This window comes from Noviherbaspirillum aridicola (assembly GCF_019656455.1).
Taxonomy (GTDB): Bacteria; Pseudomonadota; Gammaproteobacteria; order Burkholderiales; family Burkholderiaceae_D; genus Noviherbaspirillum; species Noviherbaspirillum aridicola.
The window spans coordinates 25,593-42,885 of the sequence record NZ_BPMK01000005.1 but is presented as its reverse complement, the minus strand read 5'-3'; the positions used below and the strand labels follow the sequence as shown (position 1 = coordinate 42,885).

The 17,293-nt window shown below is 65.1% G+C and carries 14 protein-coding genes and 1 tRNA gene; 2 read left to right on the top strand and 13 right to left on the bottom strand.

Going from position 1 to position 17,293, the window contains the following annotated elements; genetic code table 11:
- Positions 1 to 645 precede the first annotated feature (645 nt).
- Both NCCP691_RS06550 and NCCP691_RS06545 read right to left on the bottom strand, forming a co-directional pair.
- Positions 646 to 2,118 (bottom strand): HupA family protein, encoded by a 1,473-nt coding sequence (locus NCCP691_RS06550; protein WP_220807459.1) that lies wholly within the window; start codon positions 2,116 to 2,118, stop codon positions 646 to 648.
- A 469-nt stretch (positions 2,119 to 2,587) separates the two neighbouring features.
- Entirely contained in the window at positions 2,588 to 3,286 is a 699-nt protein-coding gene (locus NCCP691_RS06545) for a pirin family protein (protein WP_220807458.1), read from the bottom strand.
- 89 nt (positions 3,287 to 3,375) lie between these two features.
- On the opposite strand from NCCP691_RS06545, the gene gluQRS reads away from it, so the two are divergent.
- The gene (gene gluQRS, locus NCCP691_RS06540) at positions 3,376 to 4,272 is read left to right on the top strand and encodes a tRNA glutamyl-Q(34) synthetase GluQRS (protein ID WP_220807457.1); all 897 of its coding nucleotides are present in this window, start codon (positions 3,376 to 3,378) and stop codon (positions 4,270 to 4,272) included.
- A 7-nt stretch (positions 4,273 to 4,279) separates the two neighbouring features.
- Here gluQRS and NCCP691_RS06535 read toward each other — a convergent pair whose 3' ends face one another.
- The 8 genes from NCCP691_RS06535 to rpoD all read right to left on the bottom strand — a co-directional run bounded on the left by NCCP691_RS06535 (position 4,280) and on the right by rpoD (position 13,962).
- A complete protein-coding gene (locus tag NCCP691_RS06535) occupies positions 4,280 to 5,701 on the bottom strand; it encodes a DEAD/DEAH box helicase (RefSeq protein WP_220807456.1) in 1,422 nt (473 codons plus the stop codon).
- Between the two features lie 184 nt (positions 5,702 to 5,885).
- A complete protein-coding gene (locus tag NCCP691_RS06530) occupies positions 5,886 to 6,974 on the bottom strand; it encodes a glycosyltransferase (protein ID WP_220807455.1) in 1,089 nt (362 codons plus the stop codon).
- Positions 6,971 to 8,011 (bottom strand): glycosyltransferase family 9 protein, encoded by a 1,041-nt coding sequence (locus NCCP691_RS06525; protein WP_220807454.1) that lies wholly within the window; start codon positions 8,009 to 8,011, stop codon positions 6,971 to 6,973. Before NCCP691_RS06525 ends, NCCP691_RS06530 begins: the two co-directional genes overlap by 4 nt.
- Before the next feature lie 13 nt (positions 8,012 to 8,024).
- On the bottom strand, positions 8,025 to 9,065 hold the full coding sequence (locus tag NCCP691_RS06520; protein WP_220807453.1) for a polysialyltransferase family glycosyltransferase: 1,041 nt from the start codon (positions 9,063 to 9,065) through the stop codon (positions 8,025 to 8,027).
- Positions 9,066 to 9,116: 51 nt separating this feature from the next.
- Positions 9,117 to 10,100, bottom strand: a complete 984-nt coding sequence (locus NCCP691_RS06515) for an NAD-dependent epimerase/dehydratase family protein (RefSeq protein WP_220807452.1) — start codon at positions 10,098 to 10,100, stop codon at positions 9,117 to 9,119.
- Positions 10,097 to 11,464 (bottom strand): UDP-glucose dehydrogenase family protein, encoded by a 1,368-nt coding sequence (locus NCCP691_RS06510; protein ID WP_220807451.1) that lies wholly within the window; start codon positions 11,462 to 11,464, stop codon positions 10,097 to 10,099. The genes NCCP691_RS06515 and NCCP691_RS06510 overlap by 4 nt, the downstream gene beginning before the upstream one ends.
- Positions 11,465 to 11,557: 93 nt before the next feature.
- Positions 11,558 to 11,636: transfer RNA gene (locus NCCP691_RS06505), tRNA-Ile, on the bottom strand.
- 103 nt (positions 11,637 to 11,739) lie between these two features.
- Entirely contained in the window at positions 11,740 to 13,962 is a 2,223-nt protein-coding gene (rpoD, locus tag NCCP691_RS06500) for an RNA polymerase sigma factor RpoD (RefSeq protein WP_220807450.1), read from the bottom strand.
- A gap of 112 nt (positions 13,963 to 14,074) precedes the next feature.
- Between rpoD and NCCP691_RS06495 the strand changes: the two genes are divergently transcribed.
- Entirely contained in the window at positions 14,075 to 14,290 is a 216-nt protein-coding gene (locus NCCP691_RS06495) for a hypothetical protein (protein WP_220807449.1), read from the top strand.
- Between the two features lie 161 nt (positions 14,291 to 14,451).
- Here NCCP691_RS06495 and dnaG read toward each other — a convergent pair whose 3' ends face one another.
- The 3 genes from dnaG to rpsU all read right to left on the bottom strand — a co-directional run bounded on the left by dnaG (position 14,452) and on the right by rpsU (position 17,193).
- Positions 14,452 to 16,248, bottom strand: a complete 1,797-nt coding sequence (gene dnaG / locus NCCP691_RS06490; protein ID WP_220807448.1) for a DNA primase — start codon at positions 16,246 to 16,248, stop codon at positions 14,452 to 14,454.
- 139 nt (positions 16,249 to 16,387) lie between these two features.
- Positions 16,388 to 16,840 carry a GatB/YqeY domain-containing protein gene (locus tag NCCP691_RS06485; protein ID WP_220807447.1) on the bottom strand — a complete coding sequence of 151 codons (453 nt, stop codon included), beginning with the start codon at positions 16,838 to 16,840 and terminating at the stop codon, positions 16,388 to 16,390.
- 140 nt (positions 16,841 to 16,980) lie between these two features.
- Complete coding sequence (rpsU, locus tag NCCP691_RS06480; RefSeq protein ID WP_005665410.1) at positions 16,981 to 17,193, bottom strand: 30S ribosomal protein S21; 213 nt, start codon at positions 17,191 to 17,193, stop codon at positions 16,981 to 16,983.
- Between the last annotated feature and the right edge of the window lie 100 nt (positions 17,194 to 17,293).

Sequence of the window (17,293 nt, the reverse complement as noted above, 5' to 3'; positions counted from 1 at the left end):
TACGAGATCGATCGTAGCGATGCCAAAGATATTTTCAACACCATATTCAGCATTCACTGCCGGCGCTTGGTCCGCGGACAGTCGCCTGCCCGACCGACGCAATGCATCTGCATCAGTTGACTAACAAGCGCCTGCTGCGCTGGCGCGCGGCGGATCCTCACACGTTTCTTCGCGCCCGAGGCACTTCGCTGACGTCTCCCGATCTCTGGGTGCTGAATCTGCTGGCGGTCATTCCCGCGGTAGCCTTCTAGAATGACGGCCTAATCCTTGCCGGCTTCATCCTGCTGTTCACGGTGAGCTATGTCTGGCTGTACACACGAATCGTCCGCTCTCAAAGCCCCGCGCGGCTGCCCCTTCCATTACGTCCGCAATAGGAACCCCGGAGCAGCGCTGCTTTCGAGAGCGTCAGTGTCGGAACGGTAATGGATCCGAACTGAAGCTAGCGCTGCTTGTACACTACCAAGTGATGGTCGGGCCACGTATCTTCCTCGGATGTCTCGTCAAACCGAATTGAATTGACATTCTGCATGCAGACCAGGGACAAGCGAGGCACAACATAGTGCTCACGTATCCCAAAATGCAGGAGGCCGCCGCACCGGCAAACCCGCGGCGGCCTCTTCTACTTCAGGCTGGATCTGTCGCTACTCAGTCCTTGCGCGCGATAAAGCCGCCGATGAAGGTGTTGTTGCCGCTCTTGGCAGCCAGGCGGAGCGTGCCTGCGATTTCGGCCGGACCCGCACCGCTGGCACCCGTGGATACGACCGGGCCAAAGTAGCGCGCACTGATGCCGCCGTTGAAGCTGGCGGTGTCGATGCGCCCGGTCAGGTAGTTGGCAAACTTGGTACCCGCCGTGCCGCCACTGACGGCGGGGCTGATTTCGAGCGCCGTTTCGTCATTACCGGCATAGCTGACCACCCCGAGGAAATTGACGGTTGCGCTTCCCGTAGCAAAATCAACGGTGATGGTGGCGCGGCCTTCGATACCTTGCGGTTCCGTCGTGCCACCGTTGGAGCCGTAGTAGCCGTACAACCGCCCGGTGTAGGTCGCCGTGCCCACGGTCGGCACTGCTGCCGGATCGGTCACATCGCCGAATGCCACCACGCCCCGACGCTGGGTATTGTGCTCGTCTTCGCCGCGCCCGCCGGGATTCCACTCGACCATCTTGACGGTGTCCTGCGAGACCCAGCTGCTCAGGTTGGCGTAGTCGTAGCTGCGGCCATCGATGGAGCGATATCCCTTGGAACCGGGGAACGGCACGCCGTTGGGCGTCGGATCCGGTGCGTTTTCACCCGCGTGCACATCGCCGTCGTTGTGCAGCCGCATGGCGCTGAAGGTATCGGGACGGGCATCTGCGGCGTCGTCGCGCCATGCGCCACGGGCCTTGAACAATCCGCGGGTTTCGCAATCCGCGGGCAGCGGCGTCTCGGCGCTCACCGTGCAGTTGGTGGTTGCGTTCTTCGGATAGTAGACGTTGTTGGCGTAGTTGGCCTGCGTGACGAGATCGTAGAACTGCCTGTCGCTGCCCAGCGGCAGAGCGACCCGCCTCGCCACGTTGTTGGTCAGCTCGTAACGCCCGCTTGTCGTGGCGAAGGTCTCGACGATAAGCGGACGCTGCACACCGTCATCGGCGCCCCAGCGAATACCCAGATCGCTGAGCAACATCGTGACGGCATTCGCCAGCCGGTCGGAGCCCTTGCCGACCCGGATGTCAGCCTTGCCGGTGTCCAGCAAATCCATGCCGGTGACCGCGGTGGCGCTTGGATTGGCGGCATTCAGGTCGCTCGTCGAGCGCGCGGCGACCTGCACGCCGGAGTTGGTCATGACCACGCCGTGGTCGGTACGCAGGACTGTCTCGCCGGTGCACTGGTAGCCGGTGCCTTCGAAGCAGTACATGGTGGTGCGCTGAGCATCGACGACCGGGTCCTGTCCGCCGGTACCGCCGCCGCCAGTGCCGCCTCCGTCGTTCCCGGTGCCGGTGCCGGTGCCGGTGCCGGTGCCGGTACCGGGTTGCTGGGCCGGCGGATTGTCACCGCCTCCCCCACCGCCTCCACACGCCGAAAGCAGACTTGCGGCAATCATCGCTGCGACCAGCGGCTTGATGTTGAGATCACGGAACATAGTTTTGATTTCCTCAAATGGTGTCATGTGTAAGTCGGCAGATAACCGGGGAGCAGTTTGTTGTTTGCCCATCTGGAAAGCGGTCCCCTCCTCCGGTGCTACGTGTCGCCCATGTCGTCGCTGCCTCCGATCGATAAAAGCCCGACGCGGAAAACCCGGTGCTGCGCAGGTAACGACTGGAAACTCATTCTCGAAAAGAACCCTCCCCTGGTTCTTGACGCAAACTAAGTGTCAAACCGGAACCGTTGCGAATGCTCAGAGGACTTATTTATGCAAGGCTATGTGGAGCGCGATGCGTTCAGTCGCTTGCATGCGCTTTGCGACGCGCAGACGGAGTGCTTAAAAAACAGGCAGCAACTGCAGAATGAAGACGTGCGCCTGCTCTTGAGGCGACGCAACCGGACGCCAACACGCGCAGCGCAAATCGCAAGGCATGGGCCCTGCAAGCCGGTAGTGTGGATGGGTTCGGTCAGGGGAGATCGAAGAGGATGATCTCGGCATTGCTCGCGGAGACGATGTCGATGGCGCGCTCATCCTGCAGCTTGAGTGCGTCGCCGGTCTCGAGGCGATGGCCGTTGATGCTGGCCGCGCCACGGGCGACATGCACATAGCAGCGGCGGGCTGGCGCCAGCGCGAGCGACGCGCGCTCGTCGCCGTCGAACAGCCCCGCGTACACTCTTGCATCCTGGTGGATCAGCACTGAGCCCTCGGCGCCGTCGGGACTGGCGATCAGGCGCAGGCGGCCGCGCTTTTCCGCCGGCTCGAAACGCTTCTCTTCATAGCTCGGCGTGATGCCGTGCACGTTCGGCTCGATCCAGATCTGCAGGAAGTGGGTGCTGCGGTCCGATGAGTGATTGAATTCCGAATGCATGACGCCGCGCCCGGCGCTCATGCGCTGGACGTCGCCGGGACGAATGACGCTGCCGTTGCCCATGCTGTCGCGATGGGCGAGTTCGCCGTCGAGCACGTAGCTGATGATTTCCATGTCGCGGTGGCCGTGGGTGCCGAAGCCGCCGCCGGCCGCGACCCTGTCCTCGTTGATCACGCGCAGCGGGCCGAAGCCCATGTGTGCCGGGTCGTAGTAATCGGCGAATGAAAAGCTGTGGCGCGAGTCGAGCCAGCCGTGGTCGGCATGTCCGCGGTCCTCGCTCTTGCGCAATTCCATCATGTCGGCCATCCTTGTCGGAAAATCTTCAACTTCTCAGACACGCCCGGAATCGACCGGTTGCAGCACTTCGCTTGCCGGCCGTCACAGACATGCAGGTTTCATCCCCTTCCCCCTCATACATCGGACGCTTCGCCCCCTCGCCCTCCGGCCCGCTGCACAAGGGTTCGCTGGTGGCGGCGCTGGCAAGCTATCTCGACGCGCGCGTGCACGATGGACGATGGCTGGTGCGTATAGAGGATGTGGACGAGGCGCGCACCGTCGCCGGTGCAGCCGAGGCGATCCTGCATTGCCTGGCGGCGCTCGGCATGCAATGGGACGGCGAGGTGGTGTGGCAGAGCGCGCGCAAGCCGCTGTACCAGGCGGCGTTCGAAAGGCTGGCGGGGTTGGCCTACCCCTGCGGCTGCACGCGGAAGGAAATCGCGGATTCGCGCATCGGCGTGGCGAGCGATGGCGCGGCGGTATACCCCGGCACCTGCCGGCAGGGACTGGCGCCCGGCAAGCACGCGCGTGCCTGGCGCCTGCGCGTGCCGGAGGGCGACGACGCGCGCATCGGCTTCGAGGACCGCTGGATGGGGCCGCGCGAGCAGGATCTGGCGCGGGAGGTCGGCGACTTCGTGCTGCGCCGGGCGGATGGTTTCTGGGCGTACCAGCTGGCGGTGGTCGTGGATGACGCCGAACAGGGCGTCACGCATGTGGTGAGGGGAGCCGATCTGCTCGACTCCACCGCGCGGCAGATCTGGCTGCAGCGCTGCCTCGGCTATCCGACGCCGCGCTACCTGCATGTGCCGCTGGTGACCAACGAGAACGGGGAGAAATTGTCGAAGCAGACCGAGGCGCCGCCGCTGGACCTGTCGCGGCCGGTCGATGAATTGTGGGAAGCGGCCGCTTTCCTCGGGCTTGCGCTGCCCGCGTCGGCGCGCGGCAGCAGCACGGCGTTCTGGGAGGCCGCGCGCGCCGCGTGGGGCACGCGTTTCGGCCGTCGCTGATGCGTGCCTAGCGTTTCGGTACGCCACCGAGCAGGGCGGCGACCTTGGCCTTTTGCGGGCGGGTCTGCGCGGCCTGCGCTTCGGGTTCTTCCCGCGGCTCGGAGGGAGCCGGCTCGTAGGGCTTGAGGAACCAGGGATCGACTTTTTCGCGGCGGGGACTGCCGCTGCGGCTCGGGCTGCGTTCGCGCTGCACCGATCCGCCCTCTTCGCCTTCGTGGCGGCTGCGGCGCTCGCTCGCGCGGCGGGGCGCGAAGCCGTCCAGTTGCAGGCGGGCGATGGTGTGCTTGATCAGCTTTTCGATGTCGGCCAGCTGGCGCGCTTCCTTGTCGGTGAACAGCGAGATCGCATCGCCCGACGCCCCCGCGCGACCGGTGCGGCCAATGCGGTGCACATAGTCTTCCGGGTTGTAGGGCAGGTCGTAGTTGATCACGCAGGGCAGTTCTGCGATGTCGAGGCCGCGGGCCGCGACGTCGGTGGCCACCAGCACTTCGACGCTCCCCTGCTTGAAGGCTTCCAGCGCGGCCATGCGCTCGCCCTGGGTCTTGTCGCCGTGGATCGCGGACGCCTTCACGCCTTCCTTCTGCAGGTGGCGCGACAGGCGCGAGGCGCCGATCTTGGTGTTGGAGAACACGATCACCTGCTTGAGGCCGCGCTCGCGGATGATGTGGGCGACGGCGTCTGCCTTGGTCTCTTCATCGACCTTGTACAGCACCTGGGTGACGTTGTCGGCGGTGGCATTGCTGCGCGCGACCTCGATGGTGACCGGGTTCTTCAGGAAGCTGTTGGCGAGCTTCTTGATCTCGGGCGAGAAGGTCGCCGAGAACATCAGGTTCTGACGTTCCCTGGGCAGCAGGTTGATGATGCGCTGCAGGTCGGGCAGGAAGCCCATGTCGAGCATGCGGTCGGCCTCGTCCATCACCAGGATCTGCGTCTGCGACAGATTCAGGGTCTTTTGCTGCACGTGGTCGAGCAGGCGGCCCGGGGTGGCGATGACGATTTCCACGCCGGCGCGCAGGGCCGCGGTCTGCGGATTCATGTCGACGCCGCCAAAGATGACGGTGGAGCGCAGCGGCGTGTGGCGCGAATACGCCTTGACGTTGTCCGCCACCTGGTCGGCCAGCTCGCGCGTCGGCGTCAGGATCAGCGCGCGCACCGGATGCCGCGCCGGCGAGGCGCTGGTATTGGCATGCGCCAGCAGAAGCTGGATGATGGGCAGCGAAAATCCCGCGGTCTTGCCGGTGCCGGTCTGCGCGGCGCCCATGACGTCGTGTCCGCGCAGGACGACGGGAATGGCTTCTGCCTGGATGGGGGTCGGGTGGGTGTAGCCCTGGTCGGCGAGCGCTCGCAGGATGCTGTCGGCGAGACCGAAGTCCTGGAATCGGACCGCCGGCGCGGCGTTCTGCGTGGTTGCTGGCTGGGTATCTGGCATAGTCTCGTTCGGGGCCGGAAGAAGGCCCGGGTTAGGCGCAGTACGGAAGCAACCGCGCTGCGGCAGGAAAAACAACCTTTCATTATACGCCTGCAGATTTCAGGCGCATGAAATAAGGGCTTTGCGCGGGATTTTTCTCCGCGATTTCCTGCAAACCGCCGCAGATGGGCGTTCCAGCCAGGCGCTACCGGCGCCCGCCGAGCACTTTTTGGTAGACGGCAAGGTTTCCCTGCACCATGGCATCAACCGAGAACTCATCGAGGATGCGGGCGCGCCCGGCCTGTCCAAGGCGCTGCCGCAGCGCGGGGTCGGCAAGCAGCCGGTCTAGGGCCGCCGTCAGCGCGGGCACATCGCCCGGCTCGGTGAGCAAGCCGGAGACGCCATCGGCGACGGCCTCCGGCAGCCCGCCGGCCCGCGAGGTGACAATCGGTACCGCCGCGGCGGATGCCTGCAGCAGCGACACGCCCAAACCCTCCATGTCGGCCGGATGCGCAAGAATGTCGAGTCCGCCGAGCCAGCGCGGCAGGTCCTTGCGAAAGCCCGCGAAGACGACGACGTCGGCCAGTCCACGCTGGCGAACTTCCGCCTCCAGCTCTTCCCGCAGCGGCCCCTGGCCGAACACCACGACGCGCAGCGCCGGATAACGCGCGCGCAATGCCGCCGTCGCGTCGAGCAGGTAGCGATGGCCCTTGCGCCGGATGAGCTGGGCGACAATGCCGATCACCAGCGCATCGGCAGGGAGCCCGAACTCGCGGCGAAAGTCCGCGGGGTCCACCGGTTGCAGATAGGGTGCGGCATCGACCGCGCTGCGCACGCAGGACACGCGCTCCGGCGCGAGGCCCTCTGACAGGAGGACTTGCCTGATGCCCTCGGAAATCGTGATCACATGTTCGTAGAGCCGGTACTTGAGGGCGACCTGCCATCTTGCCTCCGGGTTGTCGACGCGACGCGACAGCACGCACGGCACGCCGGCGAGCCGCGCGGCCACGCCTCCCCACAGGTCTGCTCCGCGCCGGCTGTGCAGGTGTACGACGTCGGGGCGCTCGTCCCTGATCAGGCGCAGCAGGCGCGAGGCCATGCCGGCGTCGAGCTCGCCGCGCATCTTCATTTCATGCACGGCCGCGGTGTCGCCGACCGCCCTGCCGATCTCGGCACCCGGCGGGCAGGCGAGCAGGTTGACCACGCCGCGCTGGCGCAAACCCTCGATGATGTAGGCGACCTGCCGCGCACCGCCGTAGTAATGCTTGCCGGCTTCGACATGCAGGATCTTCATGGCTTTTTCTCCATCGCCTGGCTGAGTTCGGACACGGCGCGCAGCGCGCTGATATCGCCCATGCAATGGAAGCTGCCGCCGCACGTGGGACGGCGCTTGCAGGGCGAACAGGGCAATCCCAGCCAGACCACGCGGGCGTTGGCGCGACCGGTGACGGTGTAGGGACAAGTGGACCCGAACAGCGCCACCGTGGGCACGGAGAATGCGATGCCCATATGCGTGAGTCCGGTGTCGACGCCGACCAGCGCGCCGGCATGGGCGACCAGCGCCGCCGCTTCGCTGAGGCCGGTCTGGCCGACGAGGTTGATCAGACCGGGGACGCCCGCGGCGATCTCTTCGGCCGCCGCCTTGTCAGCCGGGCCGCCAAGCAGCACCGGTGTCAGGCCGGTCCGCTCCTGCACCAGCGGCGCCAGCTGCTGCCAGCCGGCGACGGTCCAGTGTTTCTGCGGGCGGGTGGTGAAGGCGGCGAAGACCGCATAGCGTCCGGGCGCCAGGCCGAGCGCGGACAGGCGGGCGAGCGCCTTGTCCCCGGCCTCCTTGCCCGGATGAAGACGCGCCATGAAGTCGCCGGCGTCGAGCCCCAGCTGCCGGGCCAGGTGCAGGTATTCCGAACTGATGCGCGCCGGGTCCCCGCCGCGCGGCACGACCTCGGTCATCAGGTGCTGGCTGCCCTCGCGCGAACCCAGTCCGATGCGGCGCTTCGCGCCCGACAGCCAGGTCAGGAAGCCGCTTTTCATCAGGCCCTGCAGGTCGATCGCGACATCGAAACGGCCTTCATGCAGCCGGCGGCGCAGGGCGAGCACGCGCCTGAACACCTCCAGCCGCCTGCCCTCCCGCCACAGCGTCTGCCACTCGGACTTGGGCCAGAGGATGCGTTCGTCCACGGCGGGGTCGTGCGCGATCAGCGCGTCGATGCCGGGCTCGATCAGCCAGGCGATGTGCGCCTCGGGATAGGTGCGCCGCAGGGCCGCCGCGAAGGGCGAGGCGAAGACCACGTCGCCGATGGCGGAGGTGCGGATGATGAGGATGCGCTTCAAGCTGTCACCGTCGCTATGCTGGAATCAGCTCTACGCCGCACATCCTGAACACCTCGTCCATATCCTTCTTTTCCTTCTCAGACTTGAACCGGACCCTGTTCCAGGCAAACGACAGTATCCGCACACGATCCTGATAAATGAACCTCGCAAACAGCAAGGCCGAAGACCGCACGCCGATCACGACGTCGTAGTCGACCGATGCCAGGTAGGACTCCAGCACCCCCTCGGGATTGATCAGCCGGTAGTCCGGATGCCGCATTTCATGCTTCGGATCCTTGGGATGCGCCTTGTAGTCCACTTCCTCGATGCCCTCGCGCGCGAGCCACTCGCGGATCTGTACCGTGACCGCATCCGAATCCTCCTGCGTGAGCAGACCCGCGCCGGCCAGCGGCTGGCCGACCACCAGCGCGCGCTTCGGCCGGTCGCCGCTGGCCGCCGGTGCCCTCCCCGATGTCAGCGGCGGCAAGGGCTGCACCTTGGCCGCCGGGTATTCGCAGGGCAGCCCCGGCATCACATAGATGCGGTCGCAGAACGCCGCATCGGAACCGATGCGATCGCCGCTGAAGCAGCGATAGTTCAGTTCGGAGGCAAACAGCCGCCGCACTTTCCGCAGCCGCTGCAGAACCAGCTTGACCGCATTGAGCGGATATCGCCGGATGCTGATGAGCCCGTCGGGCAGGATGCGGGCGTGCATGGTTCGTGCGCCGGACAGCTTCGGCAGCGCGTGGAGAAAATAGTTGATCGCCTCGGTGTCGAAGACGGCGCTGTGCAGCACCAGTTCATCACACTGCCCGACCAGCCCGGCCACCATCCGGATGTTCTCGCGCAGCCGGCGATGACGGCCGAAGGGCCCGGGCAAGGGTTTGTGACGCGGCCACGGCATGTACGCGCAGGCATCCCACTCGTCTTCCCTGACCGCCTGTTGCACGCCGGGCTGATACCAGACCAATACCTGGCGCGCGCCCTTTTCGAAATGCTCGGCAATCTGGCGCGCGGCGAGGTACTGGAGCGGGGAGGCGACGAAATAGACCGCGACCTTGTTCGATGAAACCATGATGTGAAAAAAAACTACAAGACCGAGAGCATAGCAGACGGCATCCTGCGGTCAGCGCCCGTGCCAGCCGAGGTACCAGTCGCGGAAGCGCTCCAGGCCGGTGGCGAGCGGGGTGTCGGGCGCAAAGCCGACGCTCGCCTGCAGTCGCCCGGTGTCGGCAAAGGTCGCGGGAACGTCGCCGGCCTGCATGGGCAGAAAATCGATCTGCGCCTGCACCTCGAGCACCTTTTCCAGCGTCCGGATGAAATCCAGGACACGCACCGGCTGGTGATTGCCGATGTTGAACACCTCATGCGGCGCCCGGTTTTCCCCGGCGGATGGCGGCGCAAACAGCAGCCGGACCACGCCTTCGACGATGTCGTCGATGTAGGTGAAGTCCCGGTGCAGTTCGCCGCCGGCAAAGACGGGGATCTTCTCCCCGCGCAGCATCTTCTCCGTGAAGCTGAAGTAGGCCATGTCCGGCCGCCCCCACGGACCGTACACGGTGAAGAAGCGCAGGCCGCTGGCCGGAAAGCCATACAGATGGCTGTAGCAATACGCCATCAGTTCATTCGATTTCTTCGTCGCCGCATAGAGCGACACCGGCGCGTCGGTGCGGGCATCCTCGCTGAACGGGGTGTCGGTGCTCGCGCCGTACACGCTGCTGCTGCTGGCGTAGACCAGGTGAGACACCTGCTCACGCCGGCACGTCTCCAGGATATGGGAAAAAGCCACCAGGTTGGACTGCACATAGGCCTGGGGATTGCTCAGCGAATAGCGCACGCCTGCCTGGGCAGCCAGGTGGACGACGTGCGTGGGGCGGCAGCGCTCGAACAGGGCGCGCACCTGTTCGCCGTCGGACAGTTCGACCGTCTCGCAAGTCAGGCCCCGCGGCGCCAGCAACGCGGCGACCCGGTCGTGCTTGAGCGCGGGCGAGTAGTAGTCGTTGAAGTTGTCGCAGGCGATCACGGCATGGCCGAGGTCGGCCAGGCGGGCGGCGACGTGGCTGCCGATGAAGCCGGCCGCGCCGGTGACGAGCACGGTTGCGGAAGTCATTTGGCGGCGCCTGCCGTACCCCGGCCGATGCCGTGGTAGGCGAGGCCGGCGGCCTGCACTTCCGCCGGCTCATACTGATTGCGGCCGTCGAAGATCACCTTGCGCCGCAGGCAGGCGGCGAGTGCATCGAAATCGGGCGAGCGGAATTCCTGCCACTCGGTGACGAGGGCGAGCGCGTCGACGTCCTGCAGCGCGTCCTTGGCGCTGGCGACGATGGCGAGCGCACCGCTGCCGAAGGCGTCCGGGTGGCGCGCCTGCAGTATCCGGCGTGCCTCGTCACGCGCCACCGGATCGTAGGCCTGTACCGAGCAGCCGGCCGCCAGCAGTTGGCCGATCAGCACCAGGCTCGGCGCCTCTCGCATGTCGTCGGTATTGGGCTTGAAAGACAGGCCCCAGAGCGCTATCCGCAAGCCGCGAAGACCGGCCGAGCCGCCGAAATGCGCGCTGATCTTGTCGAACAGGACGGACTTCTGCGCCTCGTTGGCCTGCTCCACCGCGTCCAGGATACGAAGCCGGCGGCCGCGGTCGCCGGCCGTCTTCAGCAGCGCCTTCACATCCTTGGGGAAGCAGGAGCCGCCGTAGCCGACACCCGCGTAGAGAAAGCTGGGACCGATGCGCGGATCGGAACCGATACCATGGCGCACCGCCTCGATGTCTGCGCCGAGGTCTTCGGCCAGGTTGGCCAGTTCGTTCATGAAGCTGATGCGGGTGGCGAGCATCGCATTCGCGGCGTACTTGGTCAGCTCGGCGCTGCGCACGTCCATCTCGATCAGCTTGTTGTGATTGCGGTTGAAAGGCTTGTACAGCTGGCGCATGACAGCCGTGGCTTCCGCGTCGTCGCTGCCGATGACGATGCGGTCCGGACGCATGAAGTCGTTGACCGCCGCCCCCTCTTTCAGGAACTCCGGATTGCTGACGACATGGAATCGCAGGTCCGCGCCGCGCCGGGCAAGCTCCGAAGCGATGGCTTCGCGCACCTTGTCGGCGGTGCCGACCGGTACCGTGGATTTGTCGACCACCACCACGCTGCGGCGGATGCGCTGGCCGACGCTGCGGGCGGCGGACAGGATGTGGGAAAGATCGGCGCTGCCGTCTTCATCCGGCGGCGTGCCGACGGCGAGGAAGATGATGTCGCCGTGTTCGACCGCCTCGTCATAGCTGCTCGAAAAGAGCAGGCGGCCAGCTTCGCGGTTGCGTGCCACCATCGGTTCCAGGCCGGGCTCGTGGATCGGAATGCCGCCGGCGTTGAGGGTGGCGATCTTCGCCGCGTCGAGGTCGAGGCACATCACCTTGTTGCCCGCCTCGGCGAAGCATGCGCCCGACACCAGTCCCACATAGCCGGTGCCGATCACGGTAACTTTCATTGACTGTTTCCTTCCTGCCGGGCCGGGTCGCCGGCCGCCCAAAAAACAAAGGGTCGCAAGCAAAAGCCTGGACCCTCTGTCGACGTCATGTTCTGGTGGGCCTCCCGTGAGTCGAACACGGCACCAACGGATTATGAGTCCGCTGCTCTAACCAAGCATGAGCTAGAGGCCCGATGAGCTGCGTATTTTATTCCAACGGAGCATCGTTGTCGCTCTTTTATCCGGTCCTCGCCAGCATTTCGGGAGGACCGGATAACAGGCGACCGGACCTCGGGTCAGTTCCCCTCGAGGAAGCTCTTGAGCTTGTCCGAGCGAGAGGGATGACGCAGCTTGCGCAGCGCCTTGGCCTCTATCTGGCGGATGCGTTCGCGCGTGACGTCGAACTGCTTGCCGACTTCTTCCAGCGTATGGTCGGTCGACATCTCGATGCCGAAGCGCATGCGCAGCACCTTGGCTTCGCGCGGGGTGAGCGAATCGAGCACGTCCTTGACCACGCCGCGCATCGAGGCATGCAGCGCCGCGTCAGCCGGGGCCAGCGTGTTCATGTCCTCGATGAAGTCGCCGAGATGGGAATCGTCGTCGTCGCCGATCGGCGTCTCCATCGAGATCGGCTCCTTCGCGATCTTCATGATCTTGCGGATTTTGTCTTCCGGCATTTCCATCTTGAGCGCCAGCGTGGCCGGATCGGGCTCGGCACCGGTCTCCTGCAGAATCTGGCGGGAGATGCGGTTCATCTTGTTGATGGTCTCGATCATGTGCACCGGGATGCGGATCGTGCGAGCCTGATCGGCGATCGAGCGGGTGATCGCCTGCCGGATCCACCAGGTGGCATAGGTCGAGAATTTGTAGCCGCGACGGTATTCGAACTTGTCCACCGCCTTCATCAGGCCGATGTTGCCTTCCTGGATCAGGTCGAGGAATTGCAGGCCGCGGTTGGTGTACTTCTTGGCGATCGAGATCACGAGACGCAGGTTGGCCTCGGTCATCTCGCGCTTGGCCTTGCGCGCCTTCATTTCGCCGGCCGCCATCTTCTTGTTGATGTTGCGAAGATCGGGCAGCGGCAGCACCACGCGGGCCTGCAGATCGATCAGCTTCTGCTGCAGTTCCTTGATGGCGGGTGCGTTGCGGCCGAGGATGGCGCTGTACGGCTCGCCGGCGGCGATCTCGCCGTCGACCCAGTCGAGATTGATCTCGTTGCCCGGGAAGACCTTGATGAAGTGCGCGCGCGGCATGCTGCAGCGGTTGACCGCGATGTCGAGGATCTGCTTTTCGATGTGACGCACCTCGTCCACCTGGCCGCGCAGGGTGTCGCAGAGCTTTTCGACGAACTTGGCGGTGAAGCGGATGCTCAGCAGTTCGTTGGAGATGGTCTCCTGCGCCTTGACGTAGGGCTTAGAGTTGTAGCCCTCCTTCTCGTAGGCCTTGCGCATCTTGTCGAACTGCGAGGCGATCTCCGCGAACTTCCCGAGCGAATCGCGCTTGAGCTGCTCGAGCTGCTCGGCCGAGAATCCGGCGGCAGCGCCGCCGGCGCTGGATTCCTCTTCCTCTTCCTCGTCGTCGGCGGCTTCCTCGTCGTCTTCGTCCTCGTCGGCGGCCGCAGCCACCGGCGCGGCGACTTCCTCGGAGGCATTCGGATCGACCAGGCCGTCGACCACTTCATCGACCTTGATCTCGTCGCGCTCGATGCGATCGGCGGCGGCGAGGATCTCGGCGATGGTGGTGGGGCAGGCAGAGATCGCCTGGATCATGTCCTTGAGGCCTTCCTCGATGCGCTTGGCGATCTCGATCTCGCCTTCGCGGGTCAGCAGCTCGACCGAGCCCATCTCGCGCATGTACATGCGGACCGGGTCGGTGGTGCGGCCGAAATCGGAATCGACGGTCGACAGTGCCGCTTCGGCGGCGGCCTCGGCGTCGTCGTCGTCATTGGCGACCGTGGCCACGCTGTCGGACAGCAGCAGCGTCTCGGCATCGGGTGCCTGCTCGTAGACGGCGATGCCCATGTCGTTGAAGGTGCCGATGATGCCATCGATCGCTTCCGGGTCGACGATGTTTTCTGGCAGATGGTCGTTGATCTCGGAGTAGGTCAGGAAACCGCGGTCCTTGCCGAGCTTGATCAGGGTCTTGAGCTTCTGGCGGCGCTGTTCCAACTCTTCTTCCGTGGCCTCGGTGTCGGACGAGAAGGCGTCCTTGAGCAGGGCCTTTTCCTTGGCGCGGCGGTCCTTGGCGCGGGCCTTGTCGGCCGCCTTCAGTTCGGCGCGCTCCACCGCGTTGAGCGCGGCGACCTCGTCGTTCTCGGGCTGGAAATCCTTGGGCTTGCGTCCGCGGCGGCCGGGCACCTTGACTGCCGGCAGGACGTAACCGGAGGTGTCGATCGCTGCCAGCGCGGCAGCATCGGTGGTCTGGCTGACGGCCATCACCTTGCTGTCGGTCCGGGTCTCGGCAGGCGCTGCCTTGGCGGCCTTGGCCGGGGTCTTCGATTCGGTTTTCTTGTTGGTCACGGGTGCTTTCGATTTCTCGGGAGCCGGCTGGGCAGCCGCTCGGGATGAAGGTTTCGCAGTGGACGGGGCCGCCGTCTTCCGCGCTGCTGTGGCAACTGGCTTGGGTGCGGCCTTGGCATTCGCCGGAGCCCTGGCCTTGCTTGCGGGAGCGGCTGCCGCCGTCTTTACGGCAGGCTTTGCCATCGACTTGGCGGAAGCCGGTTTAGTTGCAGCCGAGGCCGCTTTTTTTGCGGCAACAGTCGGTTTCGCGGTTTTTTTCATTGCGTTTGCCATGGAATCAATACCAAAGGATTGCTCTCGTGCGCCGAGTGAATTGCGCTTCTCCTGAGCCGGCCACTTACCGGCCCGGCATTCGCCCGCGCGACATTTTTTCCCGATTCTCCCGCGACGTCCAAAAACGCCGCGAAATTCTCTAAGACCTTGAATCAAAAGCTTTTAATGATACCACAGCGAGCAATGTTTCTTCAATTTAAAGCCCCGGACGCCGAGTCACCGCGTTGTGGTTTCGACCTCAGCCTGCCGCCGGAGTTGCTCCTGTTGTTGCATTAACTCGCGGTATCTCTCCCGCGCCTCCTCTGTGGCGAGATTGGTCGTCGCCACCAGCCGGTCCAGCTCGGCTTTCAATACTTGCATTCTAGTCTGCCGTATTGCCCCGGCAAGTTCGAGCCTGGCCGCCTGCGGGTCGGACTCGGTATCGGCCGCGACTTCCGCGATCAGCGCGTCGAAGTCGGCGCCGGTCGCCCGCAGCTGCTCGGACAGTGCCGCGAAGTTGGCCTGGGTGCCGAGCGCGTGGCAGGCATCGAGCAGCTGCATGAGCATCGCGGCATTGTCCGGCGCCAGCTGCGACACCGCCGCCAGCTCGCTCTCGCCCAGCATGTCGGCCAGCTCGGGATGCGCGACCAGCAGGCGCATCATCTGCCGCTCCAGCCCGACCGGAGCCGTGCGCCGCGTGCGGGGCGGCGCGGCCCTGACCCTCGCCACCGGCTGCGCCAGCTGGAACAGCGCCTCGATCTCGGCCGGCGTGGTCTGGGTCATCTGCGCCAGTCCGCGCACGATCTGCAGCCGCAGCGCCGACGGCGGCATGGCCTGCAGCATCGGCTTGGCTTCGAACTGCGCCCGCGCCCTGCCCTCCGGCGTGCCGAGATCGCCGTCCTGCGAGACCTCCTTCAGCAGGAATTGCGACAGCGGCATTGCATCGCGCACCTGCTGCTCGAAGGCCGGCGCGCCGTATTCGCGCACATAGCTGTCCGGGTCGTGCTCGGGCGGCAGGAACAGGAATTTCAGGGTCTTGTTGTCGCCCGCATGCGGCAGGCAAGCTTCCAGCGCCCTGCGCGCCGCCCGCCGGCCGGCCGCGTCGCCGTCGAAACTGAAAATCACATGATCCGTCTGCCGCAACAGCTTTTGCACATGGGTCGGCGTGCATGCGGTACCGAGTGTGGCCACTGCCTGCGGGAAGCCAAGCTGCGCCAGCGCGACCACGTCCATGTAACCCTCGGTCACCAGCACATAGCCGGCCTCACGTATCGCCTGCCGCGCCTCGAACAACCCGTAAAGCTCATGACCCTTCTGAAATAAGGGTGTTTCGGGAGAGTTCAAGTATTTCGGTTCGCCGCCGTCCAGCACCCGTCCCCCGAAGCCAATGACCTGGCCCTTGGTATTACGGATCGGGAACATGATGCGATCGCGGAAGCGGTCGTAGCGCTTGCCGCCGCCCTCCTCCTCGCTGCGGTCGATCACCAGCCCCGATTCAACCAGCGCCGGGTTGGCATAGTCGGGGAAGACGGCGCGCAGACTGTCCCAGCCTTCCGGCGCGTAACCGAGGCCGAAGCGGGCCGCGATCTCGCCGGTCAGGCCGCGCTTCTTGAGATAGGCAATCGCATTCTGCGCACCGCGCAGCTGCTGGCGGTAGAAATCCCCGGCCCGCGCCATGACCTCGGACAGCGCCAAAGTCTTCGCCTGCACCTGCGCCCGCTGGGCAGGCGGCAGGCGGTCTTCCTGCTCCGGCACGGTCATGCCGACGCCCTGCGCGAGATCCTTGACCGCCTCGACGAAGCCGAGCCCGGAGTATTCGATCAGGAAGCCGATCGCGGTCCCATGGGCGCCGCAGCCGAAGCAGTGGTAGAACTGCTTGGTCGGGCTGACGGTGAAGCTGGGGGATTTTTCGTTGTGGAAGGGGCAAAGCCCCATGTAGTTGGCGCCGCCTTTTTTCAGCTGCACATAGCGGCCGACGACATCGACGATGTCGACCCTGTTGAGCAGATCCTGGATGAAAGACTGAGGAATCACGGCGGCGCTGGTGGATGGTTTTCCCGGAATGCTGGCGACGAGATCAGGGCAGGCTTGCTGCCCGGAACAACCCTATCACGGAAAGCCGGCGCACGCTTGACGAACTGTCATTTCGCCATCGCCGTGCGTCGGCTTTTCGTCATGCCTGCGCGGTCAGTGCCCGCTTGACCACGGCGGACACCGTCGTCATGTCGGCACGTCCGGCCAGCCTGGGTTTGAGAACCGCCATCACCTTGCCCATGTCCTGCGCGCCGGCCGCACCCGTCTCGGCGACTGCTTCGGCCACGGCGGCGGAGATTTCGTCGGTCGACATGGCTGCCGGCATATAGGCCGACAGCACGTCGAGTTCGGCCTTTTCCTTGTCGGCCAGGTCCTGGCGGCCGCCGGCTTCGAACTGCGTGATCGAGTCCTTGCGCTGCTTGATCATCTTCTCGATGATCGCGAGCACGTTGGCGTCGGTCAGCTCGATGCGCTCGTCGACTTCCTTCTGCTTCATCGCGGCGGTCAGCAGGCGGATGGTGCCCAGCCTGTTGCTGTCCTTGGCGCGCATCGCAGCTTTCATGTCTTCGGTGATCTGCTCTTTCAGGCTCATTGTTTTCTCCAGTGTGGTTGGCTGCAAGCTTGGCCGCAAGAACGAAGGCGCATCGACGGCGCATCAAATGCCAAAACCCGCTGCGGCACGGTCCGGAGCGGGTTTGCGTCGTGCCGCACCCTGGCGCGGCAGCTGATGAATCAGTAGAGCTTCTTCGGCAGTTGCTGGCTGCGGATGCGCTTGTAGTGGCGCTTCACGGCAGCGGCGAGCTTGCGCTTGCGCTCAGCGGTCGGCTTCTCGTAGAACTCACGCGCACGCAGTTCGGTCAGGAGACCGGTTTTCTCGATGGTGCGCTTGAAGCGACGCATGGCGACTTCGAAAGGCTCGTTTTCTTTCAGGCGGATGGTGGTCATGTAAAGTTTAACCGTGGGGTTTTCAGGGAAAGTCGAGCAGTATACCAGTAAGTCAACCGAAAGCAAACCCTTCCTGGCAATCGTGGCGCGTAAGCCGAAT

Excerpts from the sequence above, each read along its gene's own strand:
- NCCP691_RS06545 (WP_220807458.1), bottom strand. The coding sequence starts at position 3,286 with ATGATGGAATTGCGCAAGAGCGAGGACCGCGGACATGCCGACCACGGC.
- rpsU (WP_005665410.1), bottom strand. The coding sequence starts at position 17,193 with ATGACCACCATCCGCCTGAAAGAAAACGAGCCTTTCGAAGTCGCCATG.
- NCCP691_RS06515 (WP_220807452.1), bottom strand. The coding sequence starts at position 10,100 with ATGACTTCCGCAACCGTGCTCGTCACCGGCGCGGCCGGCTTCATCGGC.
- NCCP691_RS06510 (WP_220807451.1), bottom strand. The coding sequence starts at position 11,464 with ATGAAAGTTACCGTGATCGGCACCGGCTATGTGGGACTGGTGTCGGGC.
- NCCP691_RS06530 (WP_220807455.1), bottom strand. The coding sequence starts at position 6,974 with ATGAAGATCCTGCATGTCGAAGCCGGCAAGCATTACTACGGCGGTGCG.
- NCCP691_RS06535 (WP_220807456.1), bottom strand. The coding sequence starts at position 5,701 with ATGCCAGATACCCAGCCAGCAACCACGCAGAACGCCGCGCCGGCGGTC.
- gluQRS (WP_220807457.1), top strand. The coding sequence starts at position 3,376 with ATGCAGGTTTCATCCCCTTCCCCCTCATACATCGGACGCTTCGCCCCC.
- NCCP691_RS06550 (WP_220807459.1), bottom strand. The coding sequence starts at position 2,118 with ATGTTCCGTGATCTCAACATCAAGCCGCTGGTCGCAGCGATGATTGCC.
- NCCP691_RS06520 (WP_220807453.1), bottom strand. The coding sequence starts at position 9,065 with ATGGTTTCATCGAACAAGGTCGCGGTCTATTTCGTCGCCTCCCCGCTC.
- NCCP691_RS06485 (WP_220807447.1), bottom strand. The coding sequence starts at position 16,840 with ATGAGCCTGAAAGAGCAGATCACCGAAGACATGAAAGCTGCGATGCGC.